At 72.7% G+C, this 14,623-nt stretch carries 12 protein-coding genes; 8 read left to right on the plus strand and 4 right to left on the minus strand.

Features of this window, described 5'->3' with window-relative positions:
- Window positions 1-68 precede the first annotated feature (68 nt).
- The 3 genes from D3P35_RS23835 to D3P35_RS23845 form a co-directional block, all read right to left on the minus strand.
- A complete protein-coding gene (locus D3P35_RS23835; RefSeq protein ID WP_118138435.1) occupies window positions 69-530 on the minus strand; it encodes an SRPBCC family protein in 462 nt (153 codons plus the stop codon).
- Window positions 527-1,183, minus strand: a complete 657-nt coding sequence (locus D3P35_RS23840) for a TetR/AcrR family transcriptional regulator (protein ID WP_118138436.1) — start codon at window positions 1,181-1,183, stop codon at window positions 527-529. The genes D3P35_RS23835 and D3P35_RS23840 overlap by 4 nt, the downstream gene beginning before the upstream one ends.
- Window positions 1,184-1,318: 135 nt before the next feature.
- Window positions 1,319-4,726, minus strand: a complete 3,408-nt coding sequence (locus D3P35_RS23845; protein WP_118138437.1) for an indolepyruvate ferredoxin oxidoreductase family protein — start codon at window positions 4,724-4,726, stop codon at window positions 1,319-1,321.
- A 121-nt stretch (window positions 4,727-4,847) separates the two neighbouring features.
- Here D3P35_RS23845 and D3P35_RS23850 point away from each other — a divergent pair, with 121 nt between their 5' ends.
- The gene (locus D3P35_RS23850) at window positions 4,848-5,291 is read left to right on the plus strand and encodes an Lrp/AsnC family transcriptional regulator (protein WP_118138438.1); all 444 of its coding nucleotides are present in this window, start codon (window positions 4,848-4,850) and stop codon (window positions 5,289-5,291) included.
- A 20-nt stretch (window positions 5,292-5,311) separates the two neighbouring features.
- On the opposite strand, the gene D3P35_RS23855 is transcribed toward D3P35_RS23850, so the two are convergent.
- Complete coding sequence (locus D3P35_RS23855; protein ID WP_118138439.1) at window positions 5,312-6,244, minus strand: LysR family transcriptional regulator; 933 nt, start codon at window positions 6,242-6,244, stop codon at window positions 5,312-5,314.
- A gap of 85 nt (window positions 6,245-6,329) precedes the next feature.
- Here D3P35_RS23855 and D3P35_RS23860 point away from each other — a divergent pair, with 85 nt between their 5' ends.
- From D3P35_RS23860 to D3P35_RS23890, 7 genes are all read left to right on the plus strand, one after another.
- On the plus strand, window positions 6,330-7,508 hold the full coding sequence (locus tag D3P35_RS23860; RefSeq protein ID WP_118138440.1) for a CaiB/BaiF CoA-transferase family protein: 1,179 nt from the start codon (window positions 6,330-6,332) through the stop codon (window positions 7,506-7,508).
- Entirely contained in the window at window positions 7,505-8,446 is a 942-nt protein-coding gene (locus D3P35_RS23865; RefSeq protein ID WP_118138441.1) for a hydroxymethylglutaryl-CoA lyase, read from the plus strand. The genes D3P35_RS23860 and D3P35_RS23865 overlap by 4 nt, the downstream gene beginning before the upstream one ends.
- Window positions 8,447-8,613: 167 nt before the next feature.
- Complete coding sequence (gene dctP / locus D3P35_RS23870; RefSeq protein ID WP_118138442.1) at window positions 8,614-9,600, plus strand: TRAP transporter substrate-binding protein DctP; 987 nt, start codon at window positions 8,614-8,616, stop codon at window positions 9,598-9,600.
- Window positions 9,601-9,611: 11 nt separating this feature from the next.
- Window positions 9,612-10,169, plus strand: a complete 558-nt coding sequence (locus tag D3P35_RS23875; protein WP_118138443.1) for a TRAP transporter small permease — start codon at window positions 9,612-9,614, stop codon at window positions 10,167-10,169.
- Window positions 10,166-11,452, plus strand: coding sequence for a TRAP transporter large permease (locus D3P35_RS23880; RefSeq protein WP_118138444.1), 1,287 nt, complete (start codon window positions 10,166-10,168; stop codon window positions 11,450-11,452). The genes D3P35_RS23875 and D3P35_RS23880 overlap by 4 nt, the downstream gene beginning before the upstream one ends.
- Before the next feature lie 278 nt (window positions 11,453-11,730).
- Complete coding sequence (locus D3P35_RS23885; RefSeq protein WP_118138445.1) at window positions 11,731-13,365, plus strand: MFS transporter; 1,635 nt, start codon at window positions 11,731-11,733, stop codon at window positions 13,363-13,365.
- On the plus strand, window positions 13,362-14,618 hold the full coding sequence (locus D3P35_RS23890; protein WP_118138446.1) for an HlyD family secretion protein: 1,257 nt from the start codon (window positions 13,362-13,364) through the stop codon (window positions 14,616-14,618). The genes D3P35_RS23885 and D3P35_RS23890 overlap by 4 nt, the downstream gene beginning before the upstream one ends.
- Window positions 14,619-14,623: the final 5 nt, after the last annotated feature.

The raw sequence follows: 14,623 nt of genomic DNA on the forward strand, positions 1-14,623 counted from the left end.
GCGCGGGTCCGTGCCTGTGGTGTGGACCCCGGGGGGCGATCTTGCCGCCGCCTGCCCCGGGGGCCGTCTCAGAGCGTGGCGGCCAGGGCCTCGAGCTGGTCGGCGCTTTTGCCCCAGCCCTCGTGGAAACCCATCTTGTCGTGGGTCTCGCAATCCTCCGCGCTCCAGTGCCGGCCGCGGGCGATGTAGCGGGTGCCGGCGCCCTCGTCGGCAAGGGTGATGATGCCGGTGAAGAAGGGCTTGGCCGAGGGCACCCAGGCCTCGGTATAGGCGTCGGTGAACACGAGGCGGGAGCCCTCCTCCACCTCGAGGTAGACGCCGCGGTTGGGGAACTCCTCGCCCTCCGGGCTGCGCATCACGATGTGGCTGGCGCCGCCGGGGCGCAGGTCGACCTGGGCCGAGGCGATCGTCCAGGGCGCGGGGCAGTACCACTGCTTGAGCAGGTCGGGTTCGGTCCAGCAGCGCCAGACGGCGGCGCGCGGGGCGGCGAGGAGGCGGTCGAGCACGAGCTCGTGGGCCGGGGCGGTCATGGCGTTTCTCCCTGGGTTTTCAGTATCTTGTCCGGGCTCTCGTCGGTAAGGAGGAGGCAGAGATAGCGCGAGAGGTGGTCGATGCTTTCCACCGCGCGGGCCGGCTCGCCGCTGGCCTTGGCGAGGATGAAGGCGCCCTGCAGCACCGCCTGGGTGTGGAGCGCGAGGCTCTCGGCGCTCTCGCCGTCCCTGCCCCGGGCGGCGAGGGCGGCCTCGATGTCGGGGACGAGCGTGGCGGCATGGCCGGAGATGCTGGCCCAGCAGGCGGCGCGGATGGCGGGGCTCGAGTCGAACGCCTCCTGCGCCATGGTGCCGACGAGGCAGGTGAACTCGGCCAGCCCGCCGGAGATCAGCGCGCGCCGGAAGCCGACATAGGCGAGCACCCGGGCCGCGGGGCCCGGCGCGTCATGGTAGGCGGCGGCCTCGAACAGCGCGCCGGTGACCTCCGACCAATGCGCGGCGGCGGCGACGCCGAGGTCTTCCTTGGAGCGGAAATGGTGGAAGAAGGCGCCCTTTGTCACCCCCGCCGCGGCGCAGAGCGCGTCGACGCTGGTGGCGGCGAAGCCCTGGGCGCGGATGAGGGCGAGCGCTGCCTCCAGCAGTTTCTCCCGCGCGCCCCGGCGCGCGCCCTGTCGAAGTGCCGTCCCGGCCATCGCATGCCTCCCAGTGTTGCGACTCACCATACCAACCGGTCGGTATTGCGGTCAAGCGTGGCGAGGGGAAGCATGCGGACCGCCGCCCGGGGGCGGCGGATTCCTCCTGAGCTGCGGCTGGCGCCTCCGCGCGTTTCAGGTGGCGGGGTGGGCTTTCATCACGCGCTCCGCCGCCTCGTGGCGCACGGGGCCGTAGCCGCGGATCTCGGACGGGGCGTCGAGCAGGGCGCGGGAGGGCTCGGGGTCGGCGGGGTCGAAGCTCTGCTCGACTTGGGTGAGCAGGCGCTCGTACCAGGCGAGGAGGTCGCGGTCGAGCCGGCGGTCGGCGCTCAGGGCGAAGGGGTCGAACGGGGTGCCGCGCAGGGGCTTGAGGCGGGCGAGCAGGCCGAGGGCGGGGCGCAGCCAGGGCCCGAAGCGGCGCTTGCGCGGGCGGCCGGCCGCGTCGCGCCCCAGCGGCAGCAGCGGCGGGGCGAGGTGGTAATGCACCTTGTAGTCGCCCTCGAACACCTCGGCGAGTTCGGCCTCGAAGGTGCCGTCGGTGTGCAGGCGGGCGACCTCGTATTCGTCCTTCACCGCCATGAGGCGGTAGAGCTGGCGGGCGGCGGCGGCGATGAGCGCGTCGTCCGCATCCGGCAGGGCGGCGCGCAGCCGGGCGATGCGGGCGGTGTAGCGGGCGGCGAAGGCGGCGTTCTGGTAGGCGGTGAGCCGGGCGGTACGGTCGGCCAGAAGCGCATCGAGGGTGGTGGCAGGCGGCGGGGCCTCGGCCAGCGCCTCGGCGAGGGCCTCGGGCGTGGCGGCGAGCACGCGGCCGAGGTCGAAGGCGGTGGCGTTCTTCTCCACCGCGACGGCGTTGAGCAGGATGGCCTGTTTCAGCGCCGCCTCGCTCACCGGCACGAGGCCCTGCTGGAAGGCGGCGCCGAGCAGCAGGATGTTGGCGAAGACCGCGTCGCCCACCAGCCGCTCGGCGGCGGCGTTGGCGTCGAAGGCGAGGACGTGCTCGGCGCCCACGGTGGCGGCGATCAGCGCCTCGCGCTCGGGCAGGCGCAGCGAGGCGTCGCGGTGCAGCACGATGTCGCCGGTGGGCATCTCGGCGCGGTTGAGCACCACGCCGGTGCCGGGGCGCAGGTGCTGCGAGGCTTTCGGCGAGGAGAGCACCACCGCGTCGCAGCCGATCACCGCGTCGGCGGCGCGGGCCTCGATGCGCACCTGGTGCAGCTCGTCGGGCCGGGCGGCGATGCGCACGTAGCCCAGAACGGTGCCGAACTTCTGCGCGAAGCCGGTGAAATCGAGCACGCTCGCCCCCTTGCCCTCGAGATGGGCGGCCATGGTGACGAGGGCGCCGACGGTGACCACGCCGGTGCCCCCTACCCCGGCCACCAGCAGCTCGAAGGGGCGGGAGAGGTCGGGGCGCGCCGGCGCGGGCAGGCCGGTGCGCAGGGTGTCGAGGTCGAGCCCCATCGGCGCGGGGCGGCGGCGGCGCCCGCCCTCCACGGTGACGAAGCTGGGGCAGAAACCCTCGAGGCAGGAGAAATCCTTGTTGCAGGACGAGAGGTTGATGCGGCGCCTGGCGCCCAGTGCGGTCTCGCGCGGCTCGACGCTGAGGCAGTTGGAGGCGACCGAGCAGTCGCCGCAGCCCTCGCAGACCTCCGGGTTGATGTATGCGAAGCGCGCGGGGTCGGCCAGGGTGCCGCGCTTGCGGCGGCGGCGCTTCTCGGTGGCGCAGGTCTGGGCGTAGAGCAGCAGCGAGACGCCCTCCACCTCGCGCAACTCGCGCTGCACGGGGTCGAGATCGGCGCGGTCATGGAAGCTGGTGCCGGGGGGGAACTCGGCGCGCGGCAGGGCGGCGATGTCGTCGGAGACCACCGCGATGCGCGCCACGCCCTCGGCCCGGGCGCTGCGGGCGATGGCGGAGGGGCTCACCGGCCCGTCCACCGGCTGGCCGCCGGTCATCGCCACGGCGTCGTTGTAGAGGATCTTGTAGGTGATGTTCGCCCCCGCCGCCACGGCCTGGCGGATGGCGAGGGAGCCGGAGTGATACCACGTCCCCTCCCCGAGGTTCTGGAACATGTGGCGGCGGCCGAGGAAGCGCGAGGCGGCGGCCCAGGGCACGCCTTCGCCGCCCATCTGCGCGTAGCCCAGCGTGTTGCGCCCCATCCAGCCCGCCATCACGTGGCAGCCGATGCCGGAGGCGGCGACACTGCCCTCGGGCAGTTTCGTGGAGGTGTTGTGCGGGCAGCCGGAGCAGAAATACGGCGTGCGCGTGGCGCCGGGCAGCGAGAGCAGGGGCGCGGGTGTTTCGGTGAGGGCGCGGGCGCGGGCGGTGAGCCCCTCGCCGGGGAAGAAGGCTTCCAGCCGGGCGGCGACGACGGGCACGAGCGCTAGCGGGCTCAGCTCGCCGGTCCAGGGGATGAGCGGCTCGCCGGCGGCGCGGTGCTTGCCCACCATCTTCTTCGGCTTCGCGCCGGGCCAGTCGTAGAAATATTCCTTGAACTGGCTCTCGATGATGCCGCGCTTCTCCTCGACGACCAGCACCTCCTCCTTGCCCTTCACGAAGGCGAGCGCGTCGCGCCTCGCCAGCGGCCAGACCATGCCGACCTTGTAGATGTCGATGCCGAGACGCCGGCAGGCGGCCTCGTCGAGCCCGAGCAGGCGCAGGGCCTCCATCAGGTCGAGATGGCCCTTGCCGGTGGTCACGATGCCGAAGCGGGCGTCCTCGATGTCGTAGATCCGCCGGTCGAGCGGGTTTGCCTCCACGAAGGCCTCCACCGCGGCGAGCTTGGCGCCGATGCGCGTCTCGATCTCCGGGCTCGGCAGGTCGGAATGGCGCACGTGCAGGCCGCCGGGGGGCGGGGTGAAATCGGGGATGGTGAAGGCGCGCTCGGGCGGCAGCTCCACCGACTGGCCGGATTCCACCGTCTCCGAGATCGCCTTGAACCCCACCCAGGTGCCGCTGAAGCGCGAGAGCGCGTAGCCATAGGCGCCGAAGGAGAGGTATTCGGCCACCGAGGCCGGGTTCAGCACCGGCATGAACCAGCTCATGAACGCGACGTCGGACTGGTGGGGCATGGAGGAGGAGACGCAGCCGTGGTCGTCTCCCGCCACCACCAGCACGCCGCCCTTCGGCGAGGAGCCGTAGGCGTTGCCGTGGCGCAGCGCGTCGCCCGAGCGGTCGACGCCGGGGCCCTTGCCGTACCACATGGCGAAGATGCCCTCGGCGGTGCAGGAGGGGTCGAGGGCCGCCTGCTGGGCGCCGAGCACGGCGGTGGCGCCGAGGTCCTCGTTCACCGCCGGCAGGAAGTCGACCCGCGCCTCCTCCAGCAGGGCTTTCTGCCGCCAGAGCTCCTGGTCGAGCCCGCCCAGCGGCGAGCCGCGGTAGCCGGAGACGAAACCGGCGGTGTTCAGCCCCGCCTCGCGGTCGCGCCGGGCCTGGTCGAGCAGGATGCGCACCAGCGCCTGGGTTCCGGTGAGCCAGACCCGGCCGGCGCTGCGCGCGTAGCGGTCCTCGAGCTGGTAGGTATCGAAGCTGCTGCCCTGAAGGGTCATGCGTTTCCTCCCGCGTTTTTCGCAGTATCCCACGGGGCGGCTGAAAATTCCGGTCAGACTGCTTGCGCTGCGGCGGTGATCTGGAGGAAGCTGCCGCAAAACAGCATGGGGGCGGAAAATCATGCCAGAGCTGGCCCAGGCCGACAGGCTCATCCTGAAGGCGCTGAGCGAGGACAGCCGAATCTCCAACGCCGACCTGGCCGAGCGCGCCGGCCTCTCCGCCTCCTCCTGCTGGCGGCGGGTGCGGGCGCTGGAGGAGGCGGGGCTGATCCGCGGCTACACCGTGCGGCTCGATGACACGAAATGCGGCCTCACCTTCCGCGCCATGGTGCATGTGCATCTCACCCGGCACGACCCCGAGCAGCTCACCGCCTTCATCCGCGCCATCCGCGACCGCGAGGAGATCCGCGCCTGCTACGCCACCACCGGCCAGGCGGACTACCACCTGCACGTGGTCTGCGCCGATCTCGACGCCTACAACGCGTTCCTCGAGCGCTTCCTGTTCCGCATCCCGGCGGTGGCGAGCGCGCAGACCAACGTGATCCTGCGCGCCATCAAGGAGTGAGGCGCCCCGGCGCGGGCGGCTCAGTCGAGCAGCAGCTGGGCGTCCCAGCGGCCCTCCTCCACCTCGCGGCGCACGAGGGAGAGCACGAGGGCGCGGATGGCGTCGGAGGCGAAGGTGGGCGGCCGGGCGGCGAGGTGGCACAGGTAGAGCGTGCGCGAGAGGGTGGGCGCCTCGATGGGCCGGGCATGTACCGTGCCGGCCTCGAGCTGGTCCTTCATGAACAGCCGCGTGCCGATGAGACAGCCCAAGCCCGCCTCCAGCGAGCCGACGATGGCCTGCACCGAGTTCATCTGCAGCCGGGCGCGGGCCTCGATCTTCTTCAGCAGGGTCACGTCGTCGAGCAGCGCGCGGGCCGAGACGCCCTGGCGCAGCAGGATGATCGGCAGTTCCAGCAGCTCGGTGAAGGTGAGCGGCCCGTCCCCCGCCCCGATCAGCTCCGGCCGGCCGACGCAGACCATGCGCTCCTCCAGCACCGGCTCGAGGCGCAGCGCGGGGTCGGCCGGGGGGTTGTAGATCAGCGCCATGTCCACGTCGGAGGTGAGCAGGTGCGGCAGGGCGGCACCCGAGAGGCTCTCGGTGAGGGCGAGCTGCACCTGCGGGTAGTCGCGCAGCACCCGGCTCACCAGCTCCACCCCGATCGCCTTCACCCCGGAATAGGACATGCCCACAGAAACCGGGCCGCTCACCCGCTCGCCGCTCTGGCGCAGGTCGGCCTCGGCCGCCTCCATCGCCTTGAGGATGGAGCGCGCGTGCTCGTAGAGCCGCCGGCCCGCCGCCGTGGGCTCCATGCCGCGCGGCTTGCGCCGGAACAGCGCGCAGCCCAGCTCCGCCTCCAGCCGGGCGAGATGGTGGCTGAGGGCCGAGGCCGCAACCCGCTGGGTGATGGCGGCGCGGGCCAGCGAGCCCTGCTCGTGGATGGCGGCGAAATAGCGGAGCTGGCGCGAGTCTAGCATTCTGGTTTCCAGAAGGGTTGCTTCGGAAGATTATGATATTCCGCTGTCGCCTCTCTGGCTATGGTCGCCGCGGGAGGAAACGAGAATGACACAGGACTTCAGGCCGCTCGCCGGGCTGCGGGTGGTCGAGATGACCCACATGATCATGGGGCCGTCGAGCGGGATGTTCCTCGCCTTCCTCGGTGCGGAGGTGATCAAGGTGGAGCCGCCGGAGGGCGACAAGACCCGCGCGCTCACCGGCATGGGGCGCGGCTTCTACCCCACGTTCAACCGCGGCAAGAAGAGCATCACGCTGGACCTGAAGTCCGACGCCGGGCGCGACGCGCTGCACCGGCTGCTGGGCACGGCGGATGTGTTCATCGAGAATTTCCGCGACCAGTCGCTGGCGAAGATGGGCCTCGACCCCGAGAGCCTGCGCGCCCGCTACCCCGCGCTCATCGTCTCCTCGCTCAAGGGCTTCCTCAAGGGCCCCTACGAGAACCGCACCGCGATGGACGAAGTGGTGCAGATGATGACCGGCATGGCCTACATGACCGGCCCCACCGGCCGGCCGCTGCGCATCGGCTCCTCGGCCACCGACATCATGGGCGGGCTCTTCGGCGCCTTCGCGGTGCTCGCCGCCCTGCTGCAGCGCGGGCAGGACGGCGCGGGCCACGCCCTGCGCACCGGGCTGTTCGAGAACTGCCTGTTCCTCGTCTCCCAGCACATGGTGCAGTTCGACATCGAGGGGCGCGAGGCCCCGCCCATGCCCGAGCGCGAGTTCTCCTGGCCGGTCTACGACATCTTCGAGACCGCCGAGGGCCGGCAGATCTTCATCGGCGCGGTCACCGAGGGGCAATGGGTGACGCTGTGCACCCTGCTCGGCCTCGACACCCTGCTCGAAGACCCCGGGCTGCAGACCCGCATGGCCCAGATCGAGGCGCGCGCGCGCACCATCCCCGTGGTGGCCGAGGCGGTGCGCCGCCGCCGCTTCGACGGGCTGGTCGCCGCCTTCGAGGAAACCGGCATCCCGTTCTCGCCCATCCACCGCCCGGCGGAGATGTACGACGACCCGCATGTCACCCGCCCCGGCGGCCTCCTCACCTCGCGCCTGCCCGAGGGCGGCAGCTACCGCGCGCCGGGCTTTCCCTTCGAGGTCGACGGCGCGGGCGTGGCCTGCGGCGCGGTCGACATCGCCGCGATAGGCGCGGACACCGAGGAGGTGCTCGCCGGGCTCGGCCTCTCGCCCGGCGCCATAGGCGCGGCGCGGGGCGTGCCGGCATGAACCGGCTCACGCGCATCTACCCCGAGGGGCGGGTGACCCTGCGCGAGGTGGGGCTGCGCGACGGGCTGCAGCTCGCGAAGGCCCTGCCCTCGACGGAGGCGAAACGCGCCTGGCTCGCGGCGGAGGTGGCCGCGGGCGTGCGGCATTTCGAGCTCGGCTCCTTCCTGCCCGCCGCCCACTTCCCCCAGTTCGCCGACCTCGACGAGCTGATCCCCGCCTGTGCCGCCGCGGGCGCCCATTCCGCCGCCCTCACGCTCAACGAGCGCGGTATCGAGAGCGCGCTTGCCACGGACGTGGGCGAGCTGGTCTGCGTGGTCTCCGCCACCGAGGCGCACAGCGAGGCGAACATGCGCCGCTCGCGCGCCGCGGCGGTGGCGCTGGTGGCCCGCGCCGCGGCCGAGCGCGAGGCCCGCGCGCCGGGCAAGCTGGTGAACGCCGGCATCGCCATGGCCTTCGGCTGCTCGCTCTCCGGCGACGTGGCGCAGGACGACGTGCTCGCCCTCGCCGAGGCCTGCCTCGCCGCGGGGGCCGATATCGTCGGCGTGGCCGACACGGTGGGCTATGCCGGGCCCGCGGCGGTGGGGGCGCTCTGTGCGCGGCTCTCCGCGCTCTGCGGGCCGCGGCCGTTCATCATCCACCTGCACGACACCCGCGGCATGGGCGTGGCAAACGCCGCCGCGGCGCTGGAGAACGGGGCCCGGGTGGTCGACGCCTCGCTGGGCGGGCTCGGCGGCTGCCCCTTCGCCCCCGGCGCCACCGGCAACGTGGTGTTCGAGGACATCGTGTTCCTGGCCGAGAGCCTGGGCCATGCCACCGGCATCGACCTCGAGGGCCTGCGCGCCGCGCGCGCCATCGCCGAGGCCGCCATGCCGGGCGAGGGCTTCCACGGCGCCCTGCACCGCGCGGGCCCGCCGGCAAACGCCGCCTGGCGCGCCTGAGCGCGCCCTGCCCGGCCCCCCGGGGCCGGGCGCAAGAGGTGTCGGCCGCAAGGCCGTCCGCATGATACGCGTAACGCCGCGGCCCGCGGGCCCGGCGAACTGCACGAGGAAACACCCCGAGCCGGCGCCAAACGCCGGCCGGACCACGAAGACGGGAGGAAAAACCGATGAAACTTCTTCTGAACGGGGCCCTGGGCCTCGCGCTCCTCGCCGGCATGGCGTCGGGCGCTTCCGCCGCCACGGTGATGCGCTGCAGCCATCAGCTGCCCCCCGGCCACCACATCGCCAAAGTGGTCGACCGCTGGGCCGCGGAGGTGGAGAAACTCTCCGAGGGCGAGCTCGACGTGCAGGTCTTCGGCGCCGACAGCCTGGTGGGCGCGCGCGAGAACATCGTCGCCACCGCGAAGGGCGACATCGAATGCGCCTTCTCGCTGAACTTCCAGTGGGGCCGCACCCTGCCGATCATGAACGTCACCGTGGCGCCCTTCGCCTTCGGCGACCTCGACATCTGGCGCAAGTGGCCCGAGTCCGAGGCCGCCGCCTTCCTCGAGGAGAAGCTGCTCGAAAAGGGCGTGAAGAACGTGGTCTGGATGTTCCAGACCAACACCAGCGTCTTCACCTCCAACGGCAAGCCGCTGGTGGCCCCGGCCGATTTCGAGGGGCTGAAGATGCGCGGCCTCACCCCGCCCTTCGACGCCGCCCTCGCCGCCCTCGGCGCCACGCCCACCGCCATGCCGGGCTCGGAGGTCTACCAGGCGCTCGCCACCGGGGTGATCGACGGCGCGATCACCGATGTCGCGGCGGCCGTCTCGCGCAAGTACTACGAGGTGCAGGACGCCTTCACCGTGGTGCCGGTGCTCTCGGCCTACCTGCACGGCTACCTCAACCCCGGCTTCTACGACAGCCTGTCCGACACCTCGAAGGCCGCCCTTGAACAGGCCGGGCTCGAGGCCGCGCAATGGGCGGTCGAGGCCTCCGCCGAGGCCGGTGCCGAGGGCCCGGAGCAGCTGCGCGAGAAGGGTGTCACCGTGCACATCGCCACCCCGGAGGAGATCGAGACCCTCGAGGCGGTGATGCGCCCGGCCTTCGACAAGGCCTTCGGCGAGGCCGACGAGGACAGCCAGACCCTGCTCGACCTCCTCGGCAAGATGTGAGCGACCGTCCGATGCAGGATTCTGCGCCAGGAGGCTCCCCCGCCCCCCTGTTCCCCGACCGCCTGGTCGGGGGGCTCATCCGTGTCTGCGGGGCGCTCAGCGCCGCCCTCATCCTCTGCGTCTTCGTGCAGATCGTGGTGGCGGTGTGCCGGCGCTACATCCTCGGCCGGCCGCTGCAGTGGAGCGACGAGCTGATCGGCTACGTGCTGGTGGCGATCGTGATGCTGGGGGCGGCCGAGGCCCTGCGCCGGGGCGACCATATCGGCATCGACCTCGCGGCCAGCCGGCTCCGGGGCCGGATGGCGCAGGCCCGGGCCGCCTTCTCCAGCCTCGCCGTGCTCGGCTTCGCCGTGGTGATGGGCGTGTCGATCTGGCATTCCATCGCCTTCGCGCGCAGCTTCGGCTCCTACTCGGTGGGCTATATCGAGATCGAGACCTGGATCCCGCAGCTCCCCGTTCTCGCGGGCGCGGTGCTGCTCGGCCTCGCCGCGGCGCTGCGGCTGTGGCAGGTGCTGCGCGGGGGCGCGCACGGGCATGACGGCGGGCAGAACGGGGGGCATGGCGCATGACCCTGTTCCTCGTCTTCGCCGGGCTCATCGTGCTGCTGCTCACCGGCATCCCGATCTTCGCCGCCCTCGGCCTCACCGCCGCGGCCATCATGCTCATCGCGGAGGGCGACATCGACGGGCTGGGCGATGCGGTCTTCACCCATATCGACAAGCCGGTGCTCTCGACCATCCCGCTCTTCGTCTTCATGGCGCAGGTGATGATCCGGGCACGGGTGATCGACGATCTCTACGATTTCGCCCACACGGTGATCGGCCATGTGAAGGGCGGGCTCGGCGTGGCCACCGTGCTCGCCTGCACCATCTTCGCGGCGATCTCGGGCTCCTCGGTGGCGACCGCGCTTTCCATCGGCTCCTCGGCCATCCCGCAGATGAAGCGCTTCGGCTACCCGGAGCGCGACGCGCTCGGCGTGGTGGCGGCGGGGGGCACGCTGGGCATCCTCATCCCGCCCTCGGGGCCGATGATCCTCTACGCCATCGTCTCGGAGGCCTCGATCGGGGCGCTGTTCCTCGCCGGGGTGATCCCGGGGCTGCTGCTGGCGCTGGTGTTCTCGGTGTTCTGCATGCTGCAGGCGCGGGCGCGGCGCGGCGTGGACGAGCCGGAATGGGCCGGCTGGCCGCGCGCCGCCGCCGCCTTCCGCCGCTCGGTCTGGGCGCTGCTGGCACCGCCGGTGGTGATGGGGGGCATCTATTTCGGCGTCTTCACCGCCTCGGAGGCCGCGGCCGCCGGCTCGCTCTACGCCCTCCTGGTGGCGGTGCTGGTCTACCGCAACTTCGGCCTGCGCGACCTCTGGGCCTGCGCCCATGCCACGATGCGCACCTCGATGATGGTGTTCATGATCATCGCGGGGGCTGCGATGTTCGGCCATGCGATCACGCTCATCCGCCTGCCGGTGGGGGTGACGGAGGCGGTGACCGGGCTCGGTCTCGGGCCGCTGGGCTTCATCCTGGTGGTGATGGGGCTGATCTTCGTGCTGGGGATGTTCCTCGAATCCATCGCCATCATCCTCATCACCACGCCGATCCTGATGCCCTCGCTCACCGCGCTCGGCATCGACCCGATCTGGTACGGCGTGCTGCTGATGATCAACCTCGAACTGGCGATGATCACTCCCCCGGTGGGCATGAACCTCTTCGTGATCAAGGGCATCACCGATGCGCCGCTCAGCGCCATCGTGCGCGGGGCGAGCCCGTTCGTGCTGCTGATGGTGGCGGGGATCTGCGCGCTGATGGCAATGCCCGAGCTTGCCACCTGGCTGCCGTCCGCGGCCGGCTTCGGGCGCTGAACGGAGGCACGGGGCGGAGGCGCGGGGCGGCGCCACGCCCCATACCAAGGGCGTGCGCGGCGGCGCGGCGGCGGCGCCCGCACCCCCTCGCCGCCGCGAGCCCCCGGCAGGGGGGAGCAACGCAACTCCCTGAGATAAATAGGGTTTCCGTAAGCGGTGCCCGAGCTTGCGCCGGGCCGGGCGGGCCCCCGGGGCTGCATACCAAGAGATGATCGACTTCACGGCCCCCCGGCGCCAGTTTCGGCCTGCCGCATCCCGCGGCGCCGGAGCTCACCGCCATGGCCCTGCCCGTCCCGGACTATCACTTCGCGCCCGAGGATCGCCCGATCTTTCCCGGCGCGCCGCACACGCCGCGCCAGCTCGCGCGGCGCCGGGCCGCCTATCTGGGGGTGGCGCTGGTCTGCGCGATGACCTGCGCCTTCGCCAATGCCTTCCTCACCGCCAATCTTCCGGTCATCGCCGGCGATGCCGGGCTCGACGTGGCCGAATCGCGCTGGCTGCTCGCGGTCTACGTGGCGTTCAACGCCACGGCGAACCTGCTGCTGGTCAAGGCGCGGGTGCAGTTCGGCATTCCGCCGGTCACCCGGGTGCTGTTGCTGGTGCTCTGCGCCTCGCAGCTCCCGGCGCTGGTGCTGCCGGGCTTCGGCACGCTGCTGGTGGCGCGCGGCGTGGCCGGGGTGGCGGCGGCGGGAATGACCACGCTGTCGCTCTACAACGGCATCCAGTCGCTGCCGGGGCGCTTCCGCCTGCAGGCGGTGGTCATCGGCTTCAGCCTGCCGCAGCTCGCGCTGCCCCTGGCCCGCATGGCGCCGATCGAGCCGCTGGCCGCCCGGGGCTGGGCCGGGCTGCACCTGCTCGAATGCGGCATGGCGCTCTGCGCGCTGGCGCTGCTGCGCCTGGTGCCGCTGCCGCCCAACCTGCGCGAGCCCGCCTTCGAGTGGCGCGACTTTCTCACCGCGGGCCTCGCCGTGCCGGGCATGCTGCTGCTGTGCGGGGCGCTGGCCGAGGGCCCCTACCTGTGGTGGACGGATGCGCCCTGGATCGGGGTGGCGCTGGCGCTCGCACCGGTGTTCTTCGCCGCGGCGCTGCTGCTGGAGCGCCGCCGGGCCCGGCCGCTGCTGCAGGTGGCCTGGATCGGCAGCTCCGAGATCCTGCGCTTTGCCGCCATCGCGCTGCTCGTGCGGCTGGCGCTGGCCGAGCAGAGCTACGGCGCGGTGGGGCTGCTGGCCTCGGGCGGGCTCACGTCGGACGAGATGCACGGGCTGTTCCTCTGCGTGCTGCTCGCCATGCTGGCGGGCACCGGCACCGCCGTGCTCACCCTGCGGCCAGACGGGCACATGCACCGCATCATGGTGGCGGCGCTGGTGATCGCCTTCGGCGCCTGGCTCGACAGCCACGCCACCAACCAGACCCGGGCGCCGCAGCTCTGGCTCAGCCAGGCGGCGATCGCCTTCGGCACCAGCCTGTTCCTCGGCCCGGCGCTGCTGCACGGCATCGGGCGGACCATGGCGCAGGGGCCGCAGTTCCTGGTGAGCTTCATCGAGCTGTTCAGCATCAGCCAGAACGTGGGCGGGCTCGCGGGCTCCTCGCTGCTGAGCAGCGTGCACACGGTCTTCACCCGGCTGCATGCGGGCGTGCTGGCCGAGCGGATGACCGCGGGCGACCCGGAGGTGGTCGCCCGCCTGCAGCAGGGCGCGGCCGCGCTCGCCGCCCATGTCACCGACCCCGCGCTGGCCGCGGCCGCCGGGGCCGGGCTGCTGGGCCAGGCGCTGCAGCGCGAGGCGGCCATCCTGGCCTTCAACGATGCCTTCCGGCTGGTGATGTGGGTGGCGCTCGGCGCCGCGGCCTTCACCGGCTGGTTCATCCTGCTCGGCCTGCTGCGCCGTGGGCGGGCCGCGGGGCGCGCGACATGAGCGATGCACCCACGCCCGCGACGCCGGGCAGCGAGATCGACCGTTCGCCCGACGCGAGCCGGCCGCCGCCGGTCTCCGGCCCGCCCTGGCAGCCGCCGCGCCTTCATCCGCTGCGGCGCGCCCTCGTGCTGCTCCTGCTGGTGGCGGGGGTGGCGCTGGTGCTGCGCGCCTGGGGGCTGCCCCCCTTCGACGGCGCGCTCGAGCGCAGCTCCGACGCCTATGTGCGCGGCCGCACCACGGTGATCGCCCCGCAGGTGAGCGGCTATGCCGAGACGGTGGCCGTGCAGGATTACGACGAGGTGCGGGCCGGCCAGCTTCTGGTGCAGATCGACCGGCGGGTCTACGTCGCCCGGGTCGACCAGGCGCAGGCCGGGCTCGACGAGGCCCTGGCCCGGCTCGAGGCCAGCACGCGCGCCCGCGCCGCGGCCCGCGCCACGCTCTCCGGCGCCGAGGCGGGGGTGACCAACGCCCGCGCCCAGCTCGACCGTGCCCGGGCCGACATGGAGCGTGTCGGCGCCCTCACCACCGAGGGCTTTGCCAGCCGCCAGGCGCGCGACGCGAACCGCGCCGCCCTCGCCGCCGCACAGGCCGGGCTGAGCCAGGCCGCCGCGCAGGCCGAGGTCGCCCGGCAGGATCTCGACACCGTGGACGTGACCCGCAAGGCGCTGCAGGCGACGGTGGAGGCCGCCCGCGCCGCGCTGCGCCTTGCACGCATCGACCTCCGCCATACCCGGATCCGCGCCCCGGAGAGCGGCCGGCTGGGCGAGATCGGCGTGCGCGCCGGCCAGTATGTCACCGACGGGACCCAGCTGATGCAGCTCGTGCCGGCCGACCGCTGGGTGATCGTGAACTTCAAGGAAGCCCAGATCGCCGACATCGCCCCCGGCCAGCCGGCGCATTTCACCGTCGACGCCCTGCACGGCGCGCGCCTCGAGGCGACGGTGGAGCGGATCTCGCCGGCCGCGGGCGCGGAATTCGCCGTGCTCAAGCCCGACAATGCCACCGGCAATTTCGTGAAGACCCCGCAGCGCATCGGGGTGCGGCTGCGCATCGCGCCCGGCCAGCCCATGGCCGAGCGCCTGCGCCCGGGCATGTCGGTGGAAGCCGCGGTCGACACATCCGCGCCGCCGCGCCCCACCGGCACGGCCCCGACGCCGGCCCCGGCCCCGGTGGCCGTGGCGCCGCTGCCCTCGCCCGCGCTCCCCCCGGCGGCGGAGACGCCTGCGCCCTCCGCGCCCCGCGAGCCGGGGTGAGCGGT

The organism is Oceanicella sp. SM1341 (assembly GCF_003448965.1).
Classification (GTDB): Bacteria; Pseudomonadota; Alphaproteobacteria; order Rhodobacterales; family Rhodobacteraceae; genus Paroceanicella.

Excerpts from the sequence above, each read along its gene's own strand:
- dctP (WP_118138442.1), top strand. The coding sequence starts at position 8,614 with ATGAAACTTCTTCTGAACGGGGCCCTGGGCCTCGCGCTCCTCGCCGGC.
- D3P35_RS23860 (WP_118138440.1), top strand. The coding sequence starts at position 6,330 with ATGACACAGGACTTCAGGCCGCTCGCCGGGCTGCGGGTGGTCGAGATG.
- D3P35_RS23880 (WP_118138444.1), top strand. The coding sequence starts at position 10,166 with ATGACCCTGTTCCTCGTCTTCGCCGGGCTCATCGTGCTGCTGCTCACC.
- D3P35_RS23850 (WP_118138438.1), top strand. The coding sequence starts at position 4,848 with ATGCCAGAGCTGGCCCAGGCCGACAGGCTCATCCTGAAGGCGCTGAGC.
- D3P35_RS23890 (WP_118138446.1), top strand. The coding sequence starts at position 13,362 with ATGAGCGATGCACCCACGCCCGCGACGCCGGGCAGCGAGATCGACCGT.
- D3P35_RS23835 (WP_118138435.1), bottom strand. The coding sequence starts at position 530 with ATGACCGCCCCGGCCCACGAGCTCGTGCTCGACCGCCTCCTCGCCGCC.
- D3P35_RS23840 (WP_118138436.1), bottom strand. The coding sequence starts at position 1,183 with ATGGCCGGGACGGCACTTCGACAGGGCGCGCGCCGGGGCGCGCGGGAG.
- D3P35_RS23845 (WP_118138437.1), bottom strand. The coding sequence starts at position 4,726 with ATGACCCTTCAGGGCAGCAGCTTCGATACCTACCAGCTCGAGGACCGC.
- D3P35_RS23855 (WP_118138439.1), bottom strand. The coding sequence starts at position 6,244 with ATGCTAGACTCGCGCCAGCTCCGCTATTTCGCCGCCATCCACGAGCAG.
- D3P35_RS23865 (WP_118138441.1), top strand. The coding sequence starts at position 7,505 with ATGAACCGGCTCACGCGCATCTACCCCGAGGGGCGGGTGACCCTGCGC.
- D3P35_RS23885 (WP_118138445.1), top strand. The coding sequence starts at position 11,731 with ATGGCCCTGCCCGTCCCGGACTATCACTTCGCGCCCGAGGATCGCCCG.
- D3P35_RS23875 (WP_118138443.1), top strand. The coding sequence starts at position 9,612 with ATGCAGGATTCTGCGCCAGGAGGCTCCCCCGCCCCCCTGTTCCCCGAC.